Raw genomic sequence first — 20683 nt, forward strand, 5'->3', positions numbered from 1 at the left:
TGCCGCCGGCGACCCAGGGATTCAGGATGGCGGCGACCACGCTGCCGAGCTCGTGCATCTCGATCTGCGGCATGGTCTTCATGCCGCGCGCCAGCAACACGTCTCCCACCGCGCCGGAGACGATGATCCCCGCCAACACGAGATACTTCTTCAGGTCCATGAAGAGGGAAGGACTACGCTTCCGCCGCCGCGGCTTTTTGCGCGCGCTCTTCCTGCTGGCTCTTGCTCAGCTTCATGCGCGCGGCGCGCAGCTTCAGGAACGCCTTGGCTTCCTTGTAGAGGCGCTTGCGCTCCACCGAGTCGAACGCCGCTTTCCGCACGATGCGGAAGATGGCTTTCGGGCGGAAGTAGTACTCGTCGTAGAACTTGTTGACCATCTCCATCACGTACTCGCGCGGCAGGCCCGGGTACTGGAGCATGACGAGCTGGTGGCCGCCTTCGTCCACCATGTTCGCGCCCTTGAGGATGAAGTTGTTCTTGTCAGCCCAGTCGTAGAGCTCGGTGCCCGGATACGCGTGCGCGATCGACACCTGGATCGTCTCCGCGTCGATCTCCTTGGCGAACTCGATGGTCTTGCGGATGGTCTGCTTGGTCTCCCCCGGCAGGCCGAGGATGAAGTCCCCGTGCACCACTAGCCCGAGCTTCTTGCAGTCCTTGGAGAACGCGAGTGCGCGCTCGACCGTGGCGCCCTTCTTGATGTTCTTCAGGATCTGCGGGTCGCCCGACTCGTAGCCCACGATGAGCAGGCGGCAGCCGGCTTCCTTCATCGCCTTCAGCGTCTCGTAGTCGGTGGTGACGCGCGAGGTGCATGACCACGTCAGCCCGAGCGGCTTCAGCTTCTCGCACAGCTTGATGGTGCGCGCCTTTTGGATGTTGAAGGTGTCGTCGTCGAAGAAGAACTCGCGGACGTGCGGGAACAGCTCCTTCGCCTTGGCCATCTCCGCGGCCACGTCGTCGACCGAGCGCTGGCGCCAGGGATGCCCGCTCAGCGTCTGCGGCCACAGGCAGAAGGTGCACTGCGCCGGGCAGCCGCGCGTGGAGTAGAGCGAGACGAACGGGTAGAGCAGGAACGGCACGTTGTACTTGGTGACGTCGAGGTCGCGCTTGTAGACGTCGGTGACGTGCGGCAGCGCGTCCAGGTCCTCGACCGGCGGGCGGTCGGGCGTGTGCACGATCTGGCCCGTCTGCGGGTCGCGGTAGCTGATGCCGAGGATCTCGTGCAGCGGCTTGCCCTGCGCGAACTCCACGGTCGCGAAGTCGAATTCGCGCCGCACGACGAAGTCGATGGCCGGGCACTCGGTCAGCGCGCGGTTCGGTTCGGTGGTGACCGGCGGCCCGACGAAGCAGACCTTCAGCTTCGGATTGGCCGCTTTCATCGCCGTCGCCAGCGCCTGGTCCCCCTTCCAGCCGGGGGTGGAGGTGAACAGCACGAGGAATTCGTACTGCTTGCCGATCTCGATGGTCTCCTGCCCGGAGACGTGGTGCGGCGGCGCGTCCAGCAGGCGCGAGCCCTCCAGCATTCCGGCCGGATAGGCCAGCCATACCGGGTACCAATAGGACTCGATCTCGCGGGTAGCAGGCCAACGGCTGCTCGCCCCGCCGTCGAAGTTCTCGAAAGAAGGCGGATTCAGGAAGAGGGTTTTGAGCACAGACATTTTGATTAAGTCGTTATCTTAACAGGGTTTGCCGAGCCCACCAAGCCACCCCGATTAGACAAGGCGACCCCATCCAAGGCGACATCTTGTTGCGAATTTCCGCGGTGGGCTCGGCCTTGCCTCCAGCGCTGCGGGTGCATCTCACATTCTGGTGTCCGCGGTTTGGGCCATGAGGTACGGGTCATGAGAGTGATTGCGATGGGCGTTGCGGCTGGGTTGGTACTGGTCTCCCTCGGATGTGGCGGAGGCGGATCCAAGGCGGCGCCGACGCAGCCTCCGCCCGCGACCGCCGCCAGCCTGGTCGTCTCGCCCAGCAGCGCCACCCTGGCGCTCGGCACCGGCCGCCAATTCAGCGTGAAGGCCAGCTCCGGGACCACGCCCGCGGTAACGTGGAGCGTCGAAGGCGTGGCCGGCGGCAACGCCGCGGTCGGCACCATCACCGCCGGCGGCTTCTACACCGCACCTGACAAGTTTCCCGCCGACAACAAGGTCACCATCACCGCCACCGCGACCGCCAACAGCAACCAGCGCGGCAAATCCAGCGTGACCGTCGTCTACCCGAACACCAACGCGAAGCCGGAGGACACGCCCATCAAGCTCGGCACCAGCGGCGGCAACAACACCGACCTGACTGCGACCCTGTGCTGCTCGGGCACGCTGGGCGCGCTCCTGCGGCGCGACGGCGACCTCTTCATCCTGAGCAACAACCACGTCCTCGCGAAGTCCGACAAGGGTGACGCCGGCGACCCCATCGGCCAGCCCGGACTCGCCGACAACAACTGCAGCGCGGGCAAGGTGGTCGCGCACCTCACGCAGAAGGCGCCGCTCCAAAGCAGCAACGTCGATGCCGCCATCGGCAAGATCGTGGACGGCCAGGTCGCGACCAGCGGCAGCATTCTCGCGCTGGGACCGGCCGGCTCGACCAGCATCGCTGCCGCCCCGCCGTCGTCGACACTCGCCGATCCCGCCACCGTCATGAGCTCGAACACCGGGGTGGCGAAGAGCGGACGCAGCACCGGCCTCACCTGCTCTGCGCTGCAGTCGGTCAGCACCAGCGTCTCGGTGGACTACGACGGATCCTGCGGCGGCGCGAAGGCCTTTACCGTCACCTTCCACGGCCAGGTGGTGGTCGGGGGCGGCAGCTTCAGCGCCGGCGGCGACTCCGGCTCGCTCGTCGTCACCTCCGACAACGCGCGGCCCGTCGCCCTGCTCTTCGCCGGCAACGACACCAGCACCGTCGCCAACCCCATCCAGGACGTGCTGCAGGCGCTCCAGAACAGCACCACGAAGTCCTTACCGACGATCGTCGGCGGGAGCGACCACGGGGTGAGCTGCGCCCCGACCGCGACGGTGCAATCCGCCGCCGCGCCGGCTGGAGCAAGTGCTCCGCTTTCGACCGGGGCCCTCGCGCGCGCCATGGGCGTGAAAGAAAAGTGGGCGGCCTCACTGATGTCGGACCCCGCGATCTCGGGCGTCGGCGTGGGCCACAGCGACGACCAGCCGGGCGAGCCCGCCATCGTGGTCTACCTGAGCGGCGCCACGCTACAACCGGTGCCGCGCGAGATCGAAGGCGTGCGCACCAAGGTCATCCGCGGGACTACGTTCACCGCGCGCAGCGAGCAGGCGGCCGGTGGCACGCGGCCACTTGCGCTGGAACGCGACGAGTTCCAGCGCGGCCTGGCCGCCAAGGAGCGCAACGCGCCGGCCCTGCTGCAGCAGGCGGGCATCGTGGGCGTTGGCGTGGGCCGCAGCGACGACGCGCCCGGCGAGACGGCGATGATCATTTATGTCGAGCGCGGCAAGGCGCACGCGGCGATCCCCGCGACCATCGACGGCGTCCGCACACGCGTTGTCGCGGGCGAGCGCTTCCGCGCCTTTCGTTGGAACGAGAAGACGAGCCCGCCACGCGCCTGCAAGATCTCTCGGTAGAGGCGCCCAGAAGGCCGTCTCTACCGCTTCGCCTGCGCGATCACCAGGCCACGCGGGGTTGGCAGGAATACCACGGAGAGCAGTCCTTCCGCCTGCATCCGCAGAGCCTGCTCGCGCACGACTTTGTAGTGCGTGCTGGCGTCGTGCATCAGGATCAGCCCGTTCGGGCTCATCTGCGGCAGGAAGTGCCGCACCTCCTGCTCCCGGATGGCGAGGTCGGAGTCGCAGAACAGCAGGTCGATCTGGCCATCCACCTTCGCGTCGAGCGACGACTCGTTGCGCATCTCGATCCAGCGCGCCACGCCCGAGGCCTCCACGCGCTCTTTCGCCTTCGCGAACACCCTGGGGTCGTATTCGATGGTGACGAGCTTGCCCTCGCCGTTCTCGCGCAGGCCCTCGGCCAGACGGATGGTCGAGAGCGCGGTGAAGGTCCCGGTCTCCACGATGAGCCGCGGCTTCGCCGTCTTCACCAGCTCCTTCAGGAAGTCGAGCACCTCGACCTCGGCGCTCATCGTGTCGTACATCCGCCAGCGCTCCGGATGCGGGCACTCCGCGGTCGCGGGCGTGTACTCCGGCTGCGTCGCCTCGCCGAAGGCTGCCGTATGCTCCAGGATGCGGTGCTCCTCTTTTCCGCGCAGGAAGCGCGGCACGACCACCGCGATCAGCGCCGCTCCCAGCAGCATCTCGCCCAGCGAGAACAACTGCGCCGTATCGAGCGCGTGCGGATATCCCGCCGGCAGCGTGATGCCGAATACGCCGTTGTACCAGTCGACGAAGCCGCGCCCGAAGCTCTCGCCCAATGCGAAGCTCTTGCCCTCGATGTACCGGATGAACTCGATGAAGAACCGCGCCGCGCCCGTCAGGAAGAAATACTCGCCCAGCACCGTCCCCGCGGGCCGCTGCAGCTGCGCTGCCCGCTTGCCCTCGTTCCACAGGAACCAGAAGATGAGCGCGCTGAGGATGAGTTCGTAGATGGGCGTCGGGTGGACGCACTCGCTGGTCGGCACCAGCCCGTTCGGGAAGCGCATGCACCACGGCAGGGAAGTCGGGATGCCGTAATCGCCGTCGCCCGAGACCAGGCAGCCCAGCCGTCCGATGCCGTAGCCGAGCGCGGTCGCGGGCGCGCACGCGTCGAGCAGGACGAGCACTGGGACCCTGTGGTGGCGCGCCCACCACAGCAGCGTCAGCGCGCATAAGACGAGCGAACCGTGCCACGTGAAGCCTGTGCGGCTGAAGAGGGTCTCGAAGGGATGCGCGGCCAGCTCATGCGGCGTCTCGAACGCCGAGTAGAGTTTCGCACCGACCACGCCCATCACGCCCAGCAGCAGCGTCAGGTTCGCGGCATCGCCCGGCAGCCGCCGCCGCCGGAATTCGCCGCGCAGCACGTAGTAGCTGGCGACCAGCGCCAGCCACACCACGAGCCCGAACGTGCCGAGCTCGAGCGGTCCGATCTTGATATAGGGGAACAAGCGAGCAGTATAAAGGCCGGCGGCTGACCGCTGGCGGCTCGCCGCGGAGGCACGCTGCCGCGAGCCGGCAGGCCGCGAGCTGCCGGCCTACTTCAGCGCCCAGCCCTCGATCTCGCCCGTCATCGTCAGGAGCTGCATCTGCGCCTTGCTGAGCTCGAAATCGGCATCGAGGAACTGCGAGTAGCGTTCGGCCTCGGCCACGCGCGCCTCTTCCTGGTCGCGCAGCGAGGCCGTCCCGGCCTGCACGCGCGCGTTCACCGAGTCCACGTCCGACCGCGCCAGCGCGTGCTCCAGCCGAGCGACCTCGCGCGCCGCCGCCAGCTGTTTCACCGTGCGCTGCAGCCGCAGCGTCTCCGACGACACCTGCTGCTTCACGCCCTCGGCTTCTTTTTTCGCGCGGATGGCCTCGGCGTCCGCGGCTTCGGCGTGCGCGCGTCCCGAGAAGTTCAGGACAGGGAAGCGGATGGCCAGGCCGATGCTCGCGTTGTTGCGCTGGAACTTCTTGAAGAAGTCTTCGAAGTTGTTGAACCTGGCGAACATGCCGTAGGAGCCCGCGAGGTCGACTTGCGGCCAGAGCGACTTGTGCTCGCCCTCGGCGCGCAGCTGCTTCGCGCGCGCGGTCTCGTCCGCGAAGCGCACCGCCGGGCTGGCGTTCGCGGCCTTCTCGCTCAGGTTCTCCTCCTGGCTTACGTCCGGTAGCCGCGGCACGCTCTCCGTCACCGTCTCGATCGAATCGGCCGGCAGGCCGGTCAACTGCGAGAGCCGCATGCGCAGCACGTCGGCCGCGCCGGCGGCCTGCGCCATCCGCATCCGGACGCGCGCGGTCGCCAGCTTCGCTTTCGTCAGCGCGACTTCGGCGTCCAGGCCGGCCTGCACGCGCTCCCCCGTGATCTGCTCCATGCGCAGCGCGGCCTGCTCCTGCTGCTGTTGCACGTGCATCGCCGAGGTCAGCTTGTCGAGCTCGATGTAGGCGCTCGAAGTCTCCAGGATCACCTGGTTGCGCTTGTCCTGGTTGTTGAGCGCGGTCGCGTTCCAGTCCACCTTCGCCGCTTTCATGAACGCGCGATGGCTGGGGTTGATGACGTACTGCCGCGTGTCGACGTTGAAGATGGTGGGCGCGGAGCCCTCGATGGACATCGGGTAGCCGTACGAGTAGCCCAGCCCGGAGCCGAGCGTCACCTGCGGCAGGTACATGTTGCGCAGCTCGAGGTAGTTGGCGTGCGCGCGCTGCTGGTCGGCCGACGCGATGGCCATCGTCCCGCTGTGCCGCAGCGCCAGCTCGATGGCGCGCCGGAACGGCACCGCCTCGGCGGCGGCGTCGGCCGCCGAGAGCACCGCGAGGATCATCAGGACAAGGCACAGCGCGCGAGCTTTCATCACATCACCTGTGGGGAGTGAGTTGGGTGGGGCTTCTATTAGACGATTGGTTGTAATCGACTGGAGACACGTTTGCAACGGAATGACGCATCCCGGCGATGAGTCGTCCTAGCTCCGTGCCGCGCGAAATCCCAGCCATGACAGCACGCCGAGGAACACGACCGCGACGTAGCTGAACCACACCGGTATCTGGAAGTTCCCGATGGCTGCCGGTGTCTGTAGGACCGAGCGCGCGAGCTGCGCGGCGGCTTGCAGCGCGAAGATGAACGCCGCGAGCTTGGTGTATGCACTTTGCGACATGCTGGCCTCCTGTTGGGGTAATAGTGCCCGTCCCGCAGCGGTGTTCGCAAACTTTTCGCATCGTGTTCGCGCCCGCCTCATCTACACTCAAGAGTTCGGGACCCTGCGCAATCATCATCCGTTCATACTTTGGAGACCGGAAGCAAATGCTGCAACGCCCCCAGACCCCAGTCGCACTCCTGATCGCCCTTGCCGTGCTCGCCGGCTGCGGCAAGAACAAGGTAGAAGGCGCCGGCGGACCGCCCGCGATGCCGGTCAAAGTCCAGACGGCCAGCCTGCAGAAGGTCGGTGACTTCACCGAGTACATCGCGACGCTGCGTTCGCGCCACGCCTCCGTGCTGCAGCCGGAGGTCGAAGGCCAGGTCACGCGCATCCACGTCCGCGCCGGGCAATCGGTGCAGGCCGGCCAGCCGCTCCTGGAGATCGACCCCCGCAAACAGGAAGCGACCGTGGTCTCGCAGGAGGCCGGCACGCGCGCCCGCGAAGCCGCCGTCGCCTACACCGGCCAGGACCTCCAGCGGAAGAAGAACCTGTTTGCCGCCGGCGTGATCTCGAAGCAGGAACTCGACCTCGCGCAGGCTGCCTACGACGCCTCCAAGGCCGAGCTCGACGCCACGCAGGCCGATGTCCGCCAGCAGCGCGTCCAGCTTCACTATTTCCTGGTGAAGGCGCCGGAGGCGGGCATCGTCGGCGACATTCCCGTGCGTGTGGGCGACCGCGTCACCAATCAGACCATCCTGACCACGCTCGACACCGGCGGCGACCTCGAGGCCTACATCTCCGTCCCCGCGGAAAAGAGCGGCGAAGTGAGGGTCGGCATGCCCATCGAGCTGCTCGACGAAGAGGGCAAGCCGATGGCGCGGACCACGGCCTCGTTCGTCTCGCCCCGCGTCGACCCCGAGACGCAGCTGCTGCTGCTCAAGGCCAACGTGCCGAACGCCGAGCGGCGCTTCCGCAACGAGCAGGTGGTGCACGCGCGCGTCATCTTCCGCGAGCAGGAACGCCCGATGATCCCGGTGACGGCGGTCTCGCGGCTGGCGGGCCAGACCTTCGCCTTCGTCGCGGCCAGCGAGAACGGCAAGACCGTCGCCAAGCAGCGCTCGGTGAAGCTCGGCGAGGTCATCGGCAACGATTACGTGGTGCTCGACGGCATCAATCCCGGCGAGAAGGTCATCGTCAGCGGCGTGCAGATGCTGGCTGACGGCATGCCGGTAAACCCAGGCAGTTAGTAGTCGGGAGTTCGTGGCTAACAAGAGCCAGGCCCACTACCGGCTGCCACCTGACAGCTACCGAACAGGGAAGCGATGTTTGTAAAGTTCTTCATTCGACGTCCGGTGTTCGCGACGGTGTGCTCGCTGCTCATCATCCTGGCGGGCGCCATCGCCATCCCCACGCTGCCGGTCGCGCAGTTCCCGACGCTGGCGCCGCCGCAGATCACTGTAGGGTCGTTCTACACCGGCGCGAACGCGCAGGCGGTCGAGACCAGCGTCACCACCATCCTCGAGCAGGCCATCAACGGAGCCGAGGGCATGCGCTACATCAGCTCGCAGAGCGCGAACGATGGCTCCAGCCAGATCACCGCCACCTTCGACCTGAACCGCAGCGTCGACATCGCCGCCGTCGACGTGCAGAACCGCGCCTCCACCGCGCTCGGCCGCCTGCCCGCCGAGGTCCAGACCACCGGCGTGCAGATCTTCAAGAACTCGGGCTCGTTCGTCATGGCTGCCGGGTTCTACTCGCCCGACGGCAAGTACGACTCGCTCTTCATCTCCAACTATCTCGACGTCTACGTCCGCGACGCGCTCAAACGCGTGAAGGGCGTGGGCGACGTCATCATCTTCGGCGAGCGCAAGTACGCCATGCGCTTGTGGCTCGACCCCATCCGGCTCGCCAAGCGCAACCTCACGCCCGGCGACGTGGTCGCCGCGCTGCGCGAGCAGAACGTCCAGGTCGCCGCCGGCCAGGTCGGGCAGCCGCCCACCTTCTCGTCGCAGGCCTTCCAGATCTCGGTGCGCGCGGTCGGCCGGCTCTCGGAACCGCGCGAGTTCGAGAGCATCATCCTGAAGCGCGGACCCGACGGCTCGCTCGTCCAGTTGCGCGACGTCGGCCGCGCCGAGCTGGGCGCCGAGGGCTACTCCTCCAACCTCACCTACAACGGCCACGAGGCCATCGGCATCGGCGTGATGCAGCTCTCCAACGCCAACGCGCTCGAAGTCGACAAAGGCGTGCGCGACGCGCTCGAGCAGCTTTCCAGGCAGTTCCCCCCGGGGCTGAAGTACGCCATCGCCTTCGACACCACCATCGCGGTCGGCGAGTCCATCCGCGAGGTGCTCAAGACGCTGGTCGAAGCCATCATCATCGTCATCCTCGTCATCTTTCTGTTCCTGCAGAGCTGGCGCTCGACCCTCATCCCCGCCGTCACCATCCCGGTGTCGCTCATCGGCACCTTTGCCTTCGTCAAGCTCTTCGGATTCTCCATCAACACGCTCACGCTGTTCGGCATCACGCTCGCCACCGGCCTGGTCGTCGACGACGCTATCGTCGTCATCGAGAACGTGGAGCGCCACCTCGAGGAGGGCCTGCACGACGCCCGCCAGGCGTCGGAAGTCGCGATGGGCGAGGTCACCGGCGCCGTCATCGCCACCTCGCTGGTGCTGATAGCGGTGTTCGTCCCCGTGTCGCTGTTCCCCGGCACGACCGGCCGTCTCTACCAGCAGTTCGCGCTGACCATCGCGTTCTCGATCGCGCTCTCGGCCTTCAACGCGCTCACGCTCACGCCCGCGCTCTCCGCGCTGCTGTTGCGATCCACCCACGGCAAGAAGAACGCGCTCTTCCGTGGCTTCGACGAGGCGCTGAAGCGCTTCACCCAGCGCTACACCGGATGGCTCGGCTACCTGGAAGGCCGCAAGACCGCGGTGGTGGCGGTGTTCCTCGTCGGGCTCGCGCTCACCTACGGCGCCTACCGGCTGGTGCCGACCGCGTTCGTCCCAGAGGAAGACCAGGGATGGTTCATGGTGCTGGTGCAGGCGCCCGACGGCGCGTCGCTGGAGTACACGACCAAGGTCGCCGACAAAGTGACGGCGGTCCTCGCCCAGAGCCAGGACATCGAGGGCGTGTTCGCGGTGCCGGGCTTCAGCTTCGGCGGCGCGGCCTCCAACCGCGCCATGATCTTCATCAGCCTGAAAGGATTCGACCAGCGCAAGGGAGATGAGCACTCCACCACCGCGGTCATCAACCACCTCCGCGGGCCGCTGATGGGCATCAACGAAGCCATCGTGGTGCCGTTCGCGCCGCCGCCCGTCGAAGGCCTGGGCGCCTACGGCGGGTTCCAGTTCCAGCTGCAGCAGACCGGCCCCGGCACGCTGGAAGAGATGCAGAGCGCGCTCAACGGACTGCTCGGCAAGGCGCGTGAGCGCAAGGAGCTGCAGGGGCTCTTCTCCAGCTTCAGCGCGCGCGAGCCGCAGTACCTCGTGACCATCGACCGCGAGAAGGCGAAGAGCCTGGGCGTGCCGTTCTCGCAGATCACCTCGGCGCTGGCCATCTACATGGGTTCGCAGTACGTGAACGACTTCGACTTCAACAACCGCTCCTACCGCGTCTACGTGCAGGCCGACAAGCAGTACCGCACGCAGCCGCGCGACCTGCGCCAGTTCTACGTCCGCGCCGACAACGGCATGATGGTCCCGCTCGAGAGCCTGGTGAACGTCAGCGAGACCACCAGCTCCTCCGTCATCAGCCACTACAACCTGTTCCGCACGGCCGAGATCAACGGCAGCGCCGCCCCGGGCTACAGCTCGGGTCAGGCCATCCAGGTGATGGAGGAAGTCGCGCGCCAGAACCTGCCGGTGGGCTACAGCTTCGAGTGGACCGGCCTCGCGCTCGAGGAGATCCAGTCCGGCGGCCAGTCCATGATCCTGTTCGGACTCGGCCTGCTCGTCGTCTACCTCACGCTCTCCGCGCAGTACGAGAGCTTCGTGCTGCCGTTCATCATCCTGCTCGCGGTGCCGATGGGCGTGCTCGGCGCGCTCGTCGGGCAGTACCTGAAGGGCCAGCAGAATGACGTGTACTGCCAGATCGGCTTGCTCATGCTCATCGGGTTGGCCAGCAAGAACGCCATCCTGATCGTCGAGTTCGCCGAGCAGCTCCAGCAACGCGGCATGGGCCTGTTCGAGGCCGCCGTGGAAGCCGCGCGCCTCCGCCTGCGCCCCATCCTGATGACCTCGGTCGCCTTCATCCTCGGCGTCACGCCTTTGGTGTTCGCCACCGGCGCCGGTGCCGAAGGCCGCCACTCCGTCGGCACCACCGTCTTCGGCGGGATGATCGTCTCCACCTTCCTCAACCTGTTCATCATCCCCATCCTGTACGTCATCGTGCGCAGCGCCATCCCGCTGAACGTGCAGCAGGCCGCGCTGCGCGAGAGCGAAGCCGACGACTAGCTGTCGTGGAACTTCCCCTCACGCGCCCCCGTATCACTTCCAGCGCCTCCGTGGCGCGCATTTGACTCTCGGGAGGCCGGGGCGTATCGTCAACCGTTCCAGTCACTTACCTGCTGCGCGATGATTCGGCGCTCTAACCTTCGCGCGGCTTGCCAGCCCACGCCTACACACAGGAGAACTCTCGATGCAACGCAAGCTCTTACTCGCCGCCCTGATCCTGTTCATCGCCCTGCCGCTGCTCGCGCAGGAGCTGACCGTCGACCAGGTCATCGCTAAGAACATCGAAGCCCACGGCGGCATGGCTAAGCTCAAGTCCGTCAACACCATGAAGGCTACCGGCCGGCTGGCGCTGCCCAACGGCATGGAACTCCCCATCACCGCCTACCAGATGCGCCCCAACAAGCAGCGCCTGGAGATCCACGTCCAGGGCATGACCGGCATCCAGGCCTACGACGGCACCAACGGCTGGCAGCTCATGCCGTTCCAGGGAAAGAAGGACCCCGAGCCGGTCTCGCCCGACGAAGCCAAGGAGATGGCCGACGACTCCGACATCGACGGCCCGCTCGTCGACTACAAGGAGAAGGGCAACAAGGTCGAGCTGCTGGGCAAGGAGAAGGTTGAGGGCGCCGACGCCTACAAGCTCAAGGTCACGATGAAGAACGGGACGGAGAAGCTGCTCTATCTCGACGCCGACAGCTTCCTCGAGATCAAGAGCGAGTCGAAGCGGACGCGCCAGGGCAACATCGTCGAGAGCGAAGCCTCCATCGGCGACTACAAGGAAGTCGACGGCATGATGATGGCGCACGCGGTGGAGGCCGGCCCCAAGGGCCGCCCCGAGCGGCAGAAGTTCATCATGGACAAGATCGAGATCAACGTCCCGGTGGACGCGGCCATCTTCAACATGCCGCCGCCCGCGCCGGCCGCGGCCTCTCCGGAGGAGAAGAAGGAGCCCGCGCAGACCAACCCGCCGCCGGCCAAGCCTGCGGACAAACCGAAGACGGAAGACAAACCCAAGCAGTAGGGCCCCGAACCTTTATTCAGGCGAGGGAATCATGATCACGTTCCTGCGGGACCTTCGCGTCCCCATGCTCTCCGTGTGGCTCCTGGCGGCGCTGGCCGTCTCGGCGCTGGCGCAGCAACCGCAAAAGTCGCCGGCTGCGCGTCCGGCAGCGAGACCGGCGGCTGCGAAGGTCGCGGCGCCGGCCGCCGCCCCCATCGATTCCGACACCTTCGGCGGCTACGAGGCGCGGCCCATCGGTCCCGCCGTCACCGGCGGCCGCGTGGCCGACCTTGACGCCGTCCACGAAGGCCAGAAGCTCACCATCTACGTCGGCGCGGCTGCCGGCGGCGTCTTTCGCTCGCGCGACAACGGCGTCACCTTCCAGCCTGTCTTCGACAAGCAGCCGGTGCTCTCCATCGGCGCCGTCAAGGTGGATCCCAACAACCCGAAGACCATCTGGGTCGGCACCGGCGAATCCTGGACGCGCAACAGCGTCTCCGTGGGCGCGGGCGTCTATCGCTCGACCGACGGCGGCGACAACTGGCAGTTCCTCGGCCTGAAGGATTCCGAGCGCATCGCGCGCATCGTGATCAATCCCAAGGATTCCAACATGGTCTACGTCTGCGCGACCGGCCACCTGTGGAACGCCAACGAGGAGCGCGGTCTCTACAAGACCGTCGACGGCGGCAAGACCTGGACGCGCGTGCTCTACGTCGATCCCGACGTCGGCTGCGCCGACCTCTCCATGGATCCCACGAACCCCGACGTGCTCTACGCCGGCATGTGGCAGTTCCGCCGCAAGCCCTACAGCTTCGAGTCGGGCGGCCCCAAGAGCGCGTTCTTCAAGTCCACCGACGGCGGCAAGACGTGGAACAAGCTCACTAACGGCCTGCCCGCCGGCGGCGAAAAAGACCCGATCGGCCGCATCGCCGTCGTGGTCGCGCCCAGCATGGCCAACCGCGTCTACGCCCTGGTCGAGGCGAAGCGCACCGCGCTCTATCGCTCCGACGATGCCGGCGCCACCTGGAAGGAGATGAACAACGCCTTCAACCTGACGGGGCGCCCGTTCTACTTCGCGCGCCTCGTCGTCGACCCCGTCAACCCCGACCGCCTCTACAAGCCGGGGTTCAACTTCACCGTATCCGACGATGGCGGCAGGACCTTCTCCGGTTCGGGCATCGGCGGCGGCGGAGGCGCGCACGGCGACTTCCACGCCGTCTGGATCGACCCGCAGAACAACGAGCACCTCCTGGTCGGCACCGACGGCGGCATCTACGCCTCGTTCGACCGCGGCGGCCACTTCCGCTTCTACTCCAACATCCCCATCGCGCAGCTCTACCACGTGAGCTACGACATGGAGCGTCCCTACAACGTCTACGGCGGCCTGCAGGACAACGGCACCTGGATGGGGCCGTCGAATTATCCCGGCGGCATCTACAACCGCCACTGGCGCAACATCGGCTTCGGCGACGGCTTCTGGGCGATGGTCGACCCCAAAGATCCCGACATCGTCTTCGTCGAGTACCAGGGCGGCCACGCTTCGCGCCTGCGCAAGTCCACCGGCGAGATGAAGGACATCCGGCCGCTCCCCAAGCCGGGCGAGCCCGAGCTGCGCTTCAACTGGAACACCGGCATGCACATCGGCGCCAAGTCCGGCGCGCTCTACCTCGGCAGCCAGTTCCTCATGCGCTCCACCGACCGCGGCGACACCTGGGCGCGCATCTCCCCCGACCTCACCACCAACAACCCGGAGTGGCTCAAGCAGGAGGAGTCCGGCGGCGTCACCGTGGATAACTCCGACGCCGAGGCCTACGAGACCATCTTCGCCATCTCCGAGTCGCCGCTCGACGCGCTCGTCCTCTGGGCCGGCACCGACGACGGCAACCTGCAGCTCACGCGCGACGGCGGCAAGACCTGGAACAACGTCGTGAAGAACGTTCCCGGCCTTCCGCCCAACACCTGGGTTTCCTCCGTCGTCGCCAGCCGCTTCGCCCCCGGCACGGCGTACGCCACCTTCGACGGCCACATGACCGGCGACATGAAGACCTACGTCTATAAGACTGCGGACTACGGCCGGACGTGGAAGTCGCTGGCCACGTCCGCCATCCAGGGCTTTGCGCACGTCATCCGCGAAGACACCGTGAAGTCCAACCTGCTGTTCGTCGGCACCGAGCTGGGGCTGTTCCTCTCGCTTGATGGCGGCATGAACTGGGCGCAGTTCACCGGCAACCTGCCCAACGTCCCGGTGCGCGACGTCGCGGTGCACCCGCGCGACCGTGACCTGCTCATCGCCACGCACGGCCGCGGCTTCTACGTCGTCGACGACCTCACGCCCATCCGCGCGCTGACCGCCGACGTCTTGAACGCCGACGCCGCTTTCCTCCCCGTCCGCGATTCGGTGCTCCTCATCCCTATGAACGAGCAGCGCTTCGACGGCGACCAGGAATGGGACGGCCGGCCGCTCAGTGACAACGCTTCCGTGGCGTACTACCAGAAGAAGCGCCACATGTTCGGCGACCTCAAGGTCGAGGTCTCCGACGCCAAGGGCGGCCTGGTCACCAGCGTCTCCGGCAACAAGCGCAAAGGGCTCGTACGCCTCGAGATCCCCACGCGCATGAAGCCGCCGAAGATCCCGGCCGGCGCCTCCATCATCCAGAACCAGTACGCGTTCTTCGGGCCGCGCATCGCGCCCGGCGCTTACAGCGTGAAGATGACCAAGGGGAAGGAGACGTACACCACGCAGTTCAAGCTGGTGCCCGACCCGCGCTCCACGCACACCGCCGCCGACCGCGCCGCGCAGCACGACCTGGTGATGAAGCTCTACAACCGCCTCACCGACCTCTCGTATGTCGTGGAGAGCGTGGTCAGCGTGCGCGACGCCGCCCGCGACCGCGCCGCCAAGCTCCCTGCCGGCGACGCGCTGCGCGCGCAGCTCGAACAGCTCGCCGCCGACCTGGAAAGACAGCGTGGCGTGCTGGTGGCCGTGAAAGAAGGCGGCGGCATTACCGGCGAGGAGAGGATCCGCGAGAAGCTCGGCATCCTCTACGGCGCCGTCAACCAGTACGACGGCCGGCCCACCCGCGACCAAGCCGACAACTTCACCACGATCAGCCAGCGCCTCGACAAGGCCGCGGCGGACTTCAAGGCCGCGACCGACAAGGCCCTCCCCGCGCTCAACCACGCGCTGGAAGGGAAGAAGCTCGCGCCTATCACCGTGATGTCGCGCGAGGAGTGGAACAAGAAAGAGAAGTGATTCTTTCGCGAGGGTAGGGGCCGGCGACTCCCCCGGCCCTTTTCTCTTGTCATTCCGAGCGAAGCGCGAGCAGCAGCGAGCGCGAGTCGAGGAAGCCCTATCGCCGCGAGGGGTTACACGTAGGGATAGAACACGAAGAACATCAGCGACAGCCCCGCCAGCACCCACAGGCCCGGCTTCACCTCGCGCACCCGCCCGGCCACCAGCTTGCAGAAGGGCGCCAGCACGAATCCGGCGGTGATTCCGACGCCGATGTTGTAGGTGAAGCTCATCAGCGCGACGACCGCGAACGCCGGGATGAGTTCCGTGTAGTCGTTGAAGTCGATCCTCACGATGGGCGCCAGCATCAGCAGCCCGACGATGATGAGCGCCGGCCCGTAGGCCTGCGGCGGCACCGCCGCCACCAGCGGCGCGAAGAACAGCGCCAGCCCGAAGCACGCCGCCGTGACCAGGGAAGTGAAGCCGGTGCGCCCGCCGCTCTCGATGCCGGTCGCAGACTCGATGTACGCGCCCGCGGTCGAGGTCCCGCTGACCGCCGCGAACGTCGTCGCCAGCGCGTCCGCCAGCATCGGCCGCTCGATGTGCGGCAGCGTGCCGTCCACCAGCAGGTTGGCGCGCGCCGAGAGCCCGATGAGCGTGCCCATGGTGTCCACGAACGCCATCACGAAGATGACCAGCACCACGCCGAGGAACCCCACCGAGAGCGCGCCCTTCAGGTCCATCTTCAGGAAGATGGGCGCCAGGCTGGGCGGCGCGCTCACGTACTCCGCCGGCCACTGCGCCACGCCGGTGACGAATGCCAGCAGCGTGGTCGCCGCGATCCCCACCAGGATCGCGCCCGGGAACTTGCGGATCATCAGCACCGCGATCAGCAGGAAGCCGAACACCGCCACCAGCACCGGCGCCGACGTCAGGTGCCCGGTGCGCACCGGCGCGCCCGCGACGCCGACCGTGACGATGCCGGTCTCGTTCAGCCCGATGAACGTCATGAACAGCCCGATGCCGACCGCGAAGCTGTAGCGCAGGTTCATCGGCACCGCGTCCAGCAGCCACTGGCGGACCTTGGTGATCGTCAGCACGATGAACAGCACGCCCGCGATGAACACCGCGCCCAGCGCCTGCGTCCAGTGGAAGTGCAGCTGCCCAACGACGGTGAACGCCAGGAACGCGTTCTCGCCCATGTAGGGCGCGATGGCGAACGGCCGGTTCGCATACACCCCCATCAGCACCGTGCCGAAGATCGCCGTCACCACCGTCGCGACCATCGACGCTTCCTTCGGCAGCCCCGCCGCCGCCATGATCGCCGGGTTCACGATGATGATGTAGCTCATCGTCATGAACGTCGTCAGGCCGGCCACGGCCTCCTGCCCGTAGCCGGTCTTGTGCTGCTCGAAGCGGAAGTAGCGTGCGACGGCGTCCATGCAGCTTCTCTCACCTTACGGAGGTCATCCCGGACGAGTCGAGGGACCTGCATTTCCACGGAACGCACGAGACTGCCTGAGCTAAAACCGCCATGCAAGAGGAATCCGCGGTTGCGTTCTAGGGATGGGTTAGAATCACCGCCCGCGCCCCCTATCGCATGAGCACAGCGGCCAGCCCTCAGCCCGCGCCCCAAACGCGCCCCCTGCGCGGCTTCTGGGCGCTCATCGCCACCCAGTTCCAGGGCGCCTTCAGCGACCTCGTCCTCAAGAACCTGGCCATCTTCTTTGTCCTCGGCATGGCCATCCCGGAGGCCACGCGCAACAAGTACGGCGTGCTGGTCAACGCGCTCTTCAATATCCCCTTCATCCTGTTCTCGATGTCGGGCGGCTTCCTCGCCGACCGCTACAGCAAGCGCACCGTCACCATCGCCACCAAGCTGATGGAGATCGGCGTGATGCTGGTCGTGCTCATCGGCCTGTGGCGCGGCGACCTCTCCATCCTGTTTGTCGCCGTCTTCCTGCTGAGCACCCAGGCCGCGCTCTTCGGACCATCGAAGTACGGCCTGCTGCCGGAGCTGCTGCCGACCGAGAAGCTCTCCTGGGGCAACGGCGTCATCGAGCTCGGGACGTTCCTCGCCTCGCTGAGCGGCTCCATCGCGGGCGCGTTCCTTTCCGACCGGTTCCACGCCACGCCGTATGTTTCCGGCTTCATCCTGCTGGGGCTGAGCGTGCTCGGCCTGCTGGCCAGCTTCGGCGTGACGCCCGTGCCCGCGGCCGCGCCTTCCCGGAAGTTCCGCGCCAACTTCGTCGCCGACCTGTGGGAGAAGATGCGCCTCATCGCCGAGGACAACGTGCTCGCCCTCTGCGTGGTCGGCTCCACGTTCTTCTGGTTCGTCGCCGCGCTCATGACGAACAACGTCTACTTCTTCGGCCACGACTACCTGCAACTCCACGACACCGAGAACGGCCTGCTGCTCGCCGCCGTGGCCATCGGCATCGGCATCGGCTCGTTCATCGCCGGCTACGTCTCCGGCGAAAAGATCGAGTACGGGCTCATCCCGCTCGGCGCCATCGGCATGAGCATCTTCGCCATCGCGCTCTCCTACTTCGGCCGCGACATGCGCTCCGCCATGATGCTGCTCGGCATGGTCGGCTTCTTCGCCGGTTTCTTCGCCGTGCCCATCAACGCTGCCATCCAGCACCGCCCCACCGAGGACAAGAAGGGCGGCGTGATCGCCGCCACCAACCTGCTCTCCTTCGTCGGCATGGCCATCGCCGCCGGCCTTTACTACTTGCTGCAGACCGTCGCCGGCCTGCCCCCGCGCGCCATCTTCTTCGCCACCGGCTGGATCATCGTCGGCGCCACCATCTACGCCGTCCGCCTGCTGCCCGACGCGCTTCTCCGCCTGGCGCTCTGGTTCGCCACCCGCACCATCTACAAGATCCGCGTCGAAGGGCGCGAGAACATCCCCGAGCGCGGCGGCGCGCTGCTCGTCAGCAACCACCTCTCGTTCGTCGACGCGCTCCTGCTCATGGCCTCCACCGACCGCTTCGTTCGCTTCCTCATCTTCCAGGCCATCTATGAGCACCCGGTGGTGAAGCCGTGGGCGAAGATCATGAAGGCCATCCCCATCTCCAGCCAGCAGCGCCCGCGCGAGATGATCCGCTCGCTGCGCGAGGCTACCAGCGCGATCCAGCGCGGCCAGGTCGTCTGCATCTTCGCCGAAGGCCAGATCACGCGCATCGGGCAGCTCCTTCCGTTCCGCCGCGGCTTCGAGCGCATCATGAAAGACGTCGACGCCCCCATCGTGCCCGTGCACCTCGACGGCGTCTGGGGCTCCATCTTCAGCTTCGAAGCCGGACGCTTCCTGTGGAAGTGGCCGCGGCGCATCCCGTATCCGGTCACCGTCAGCTTCGGCAAGCCGATGCCCGCGACCTCCACGGCGCTCGAAGTGCGCAACGCCGTGCAGGCGCTCCACACCGAGGCCTGGCCTCGCCACCGCAAGCAGAAGATGCTGCCGCTGCACCGCGGCTTCGTCCACACCGCCCGCCACCATCCCTTCCGCTTCTTCATGGCCGACTGGAAGGTCGAGAAGCTCCGCTTCGGCGGCGCGCTGGTGAAGACCGTCTTCCTCGCACGTCGCTTGAGGAAAGTCTGGCAAGGACAGGAGATGGTGGGCGTTCTTCTGCCGCCCTCGGTCGCCGGCGCGCTCGTCAACTTCGCCGCCGTGCTCATCGGCAAGGTGCCGGTGAACCTGAACTACACCGCCTCCGACGAAGCCGTGGCGTCCTCTGCGCGGCAGACGAACCTCCAGACCGTCATCACCTCGCAGCTCTTCCTTGAGAAGGTGAAGATCGCCGTCCCCGGCAAGACGGTGCTGCTCGAGGACCTCGCCGCCAACCCCGGCTTCTTCGAGAAGCTCGCGGCCTTTGTCATGGCGTGGACCTTCCCCATGCCGCTGCTCGAGCGCGCCCTCGGCCGCAAGCAAGCGGCGAAGATCGACGACCTTGCGACCATCATCTTCTCCTCCGGTTCGACCGGCGACCCGAAGGGCGTGATGCTCTCGCACTTCAACGTGGGCTCGAACGTCGAGCAGATCGGCCAGACCTTCGCGCTCCAGGGCGACGACAAGGTGCTCGGCATCCTGCCGTTCTTCCACTCCTTCGGCTTCACGGTCTGCCTGTGGATGCCGGCGAACCTCGGCATCGGCGTGGTCTATCACCCGAACCCGCTCGACGCCCGCGTCATCGGCGGCCTGGTCGCGAAGTACCGCGCCACGTTCATGGTCGCCACGCCGACGTTCCTCCAGGCCTACGTCCGCCGCATCCCGCCCGAGGACCTCGGCTCGCTCCAGTTCGTCATCGTCGGCGCGGAGAAGCTTCCGCAGCGCCTCGCCGACGCCTTCGAAGACACCTTCGGCATTCGCCCGCTCGAAGGCTACGGCTGCACCGAGTGCGCGCCGGTCGTCGCGGTGAATACGCGCGACTATCGCGCGCCCGGTTTCCGCCAGGTCGGGCACAAGCGCGGCGGCATCGGCCACCCCCTGCCGGGTATGAGCGTCCGCGTCGTCGATCCCGACACCGGCGTCGCGCTCCCCACCGGCCGGCCCGGCATGCTCCTCGTCCGCGGACCCAACGTGATGCAGGGCTACCTCGGCCGCCCTGACAAGACCACCGACGTCCTGCGCGACGGCTGGTACACCACCGGCGACATCGCCGCCATGGACGAGGACGGCTTCCTCACCATCACCGACCGCCTGAGCCGCTTCTCCAAGATCGGCGGCGAGATGGTCCCGCACCTCAAGGTGGAAGAGAAGCTGCACGAGCTCGCCGAAAGCCCGGAGCAGGCCTTCGCCGTGACCGCCGTGCCCGACGAGAAGAAGGGCGAGCGCCTCGTCGTGCTGCACACCCTGCCCGACGAGCAGCTCAAGCCGGTGCTGGAAAAGTTTGCGGCCAGTGACCTGCCGCCCCTCTGGAAGCCCCGCGCCAATCAGTTCATGCGCGTGGAGGCGCTGCCGTACCTGGGGACAGGGAAGCTCGACCTGCGCCGCATCCGCGAGCTCGCGACGCAGCTCTCGACCGCCGAAAAAGGCGCGCCCGCCTAGACCACTTCTTCCTTCTTCGGCAGCATCTCGTGCAACCCGAGCGCGACCTCGATCAGGTCGTCGCCCACCAGGCGCGTCTTGCCGATGGCCTCGGCGATCGGGATCGACACGATGTCCGTGCCCTTGAGCGCGACCATGCAGCCGGACTGGCCCTTGTGGACCATGTCGATCGCGCCCATGCCGTAGCGCGTCGCCAGCATGCGGTCGAAGGCCGTCGGCGACCCGCCGCGCTGCAGGT

General features: G+C 66.9%; 12 protein-coding genes. 6 read left to right on the forward strand and 6 right to left on the reverse strand.

The features are described from left to right. Window positions 1–173: 173 nt before the first annotated feature. Window positions 174–1655 (reverse strand): hopanoid biosynthesis associated radical SAM protein HpnJ, encoded by a 1482-nt coding sequence (gene hpnJ / locus VLA96_03020; GenBank protein ID HSE48159.1) that lies wholly within the window; start codon window positions 1653–1655, stop codon window positions 174–176. Between the two features lie 183 nt (window positions 1656–1838). On the opposite strand from hpnJ, the gene VLA96_03025 reads away from it, so the two are divergent. Continuing rightward, window positions 1839–3584, forward strand: coding sequence for a hypothetical protein (locus VLA96_03025; GenBank protein HSE48160.1), 1746 nt, complete (start codon window positions 1839–1841; stop codon window positions 3582–3584). A gap of 20 nt (window positions 3585–3604) precedes the next feature. Here the strand turns inward: VLA96_03025 and VLA96_03030 are convergent, their stop codons facing one another. From VLA96_03030 to VLA96_03040, 3 genes are all read right to left on the reverse strand, one after another. Then, window positions 3605–5053, reverse strand: coding sequence for a prolipoprotein diacylglyceryl transferase family protein (locus tag VLA96_03030; GenBank protein HSE48161.1), 1449 nt, complete (start codon window positions 5051–5053; stop codon window positions 3605–3607). A gap of 87 nt (window positions 5054–5140) precedes the next feature. Continuing rightward, on the reverse strand, window positions 5141–6430 hold the full coding sequence (locus tag VLA96_03035) for a TolC family protein (protein ID HSE48162.1): 1290 nt from the start codon (window positions 6428–6430) through the stop codon (window positions 5141–5143). A gap of 108 nt (window positions 6431–6538) precedes the next feature. Then, window positions 6539–6730 (reverse strand): hypothetical protein, encoded by a 192-nt coding sequence (locus tag VLA96_03040; GenBank protein HSE48163.1) that lies wholly within the window; start codon window positions 6728–6730, stop codon window positions 6539–6541. A 146-nt stretch (window positions 6731–6876) separates the two neighbouring features. Between VLA96_03040 and VLA96_03045 the strand changes: the two genes are divergently transcribed. From VLA96_03045 to VLA96_03060, 4 genes are all read left to right on the forward strand, one after another. Then, a complete protein-coding gene (locus VLA96_03045) occupies window positions 6877–7959 on the forward strand; it encodes an efflux RND transporter periplasmic adaptor subunit (GenBank protein HSE48164.1) in 1083 nt (360 codons plus the stop codon). A gap of 75 nt (window positions 7960–8034) precedes the next feature. After that, window positions 8035–11166: a multidrug efflux RND transporter permease subunit gene (locus tag VLA96_03050; protein HSE48165.1), complete on the forward strand. Its 3132-nt coding sequence runs from the start codon at window positions 8035–8037 to the stop codon at window positions 11164–11166. Window positions 11167–11350: 184 nt separating this feature from the next. Continuing rightward, a complete protein-coding gene (locus VLA96_03055) occupies window positions 11351–12187 on the forward strand; it encodes a hypothetical protein (GenBank protein ID HSE48166.1) in 837 nt (278 codons plus the stop codon). Between the two features lie 31 nt (window positions 12188–12218). Next, complete coding sequence (locus tag VLA96_03060) at window positions 12219–15419, forward strand: hypothetical protein (protein HSE48167.1); 3201 nt, start codon at window positions 12219–12221, stop codon at window positions 15417–15419. A gap of 113 nt (window positions 15420–15532) precedes the next feature. Here VLA96_03060 and VLA96_03065 read toward each other — a convergent pair whose 3' ends face one another. After that, complete coding sequence (locus tag VLA96_03065; GenBank protein HSE48168.1) at window positions 15533–16840, reverse strand: NCS2 family permease; 1308 nt, start codon at window positions 16838–16840, stop codon at window positions 15533–15535. Between the two features lie 158 nt (window positions 16841–16998). Here VLA96_03065 and VLA96_03070 point away from each other — a divergent pair, with 158 nt between their 5' ends. After that, complete coding sequence (locus VLA96_03070) at window positions 16999–20445, forward strand: acyl-[ACP]--phospholipid O-acyltransferase (GenBank protein HSE48169.1); 3447 nt, start codon at window positions 16999–17001, stop codon at window positions 20443–20445. On the opposite strand, the gene VLA96_03075 is transcribed toward VLA96_03070, so the two are convergent. Beyond that, on the reverse strand, window positions 20442–20683 hold a 242-nt coding region (locus tag VLA96_03075; GenBank protein ID HSE48170.1), incomplete at its 5' end, for a hypothetical protein. The two genes, VLA96_03070 and VLA96_03075, sit on opposite strands and share 4 nt — an antisense overlap.

The organism is Terriglobales bacterium (assembly GCA_035457425.1).
GTDB lineage: Bacteria > Acidobacteriota > Terriglobia > Terriglobales > Acidobacteriaceae > JACPNR01.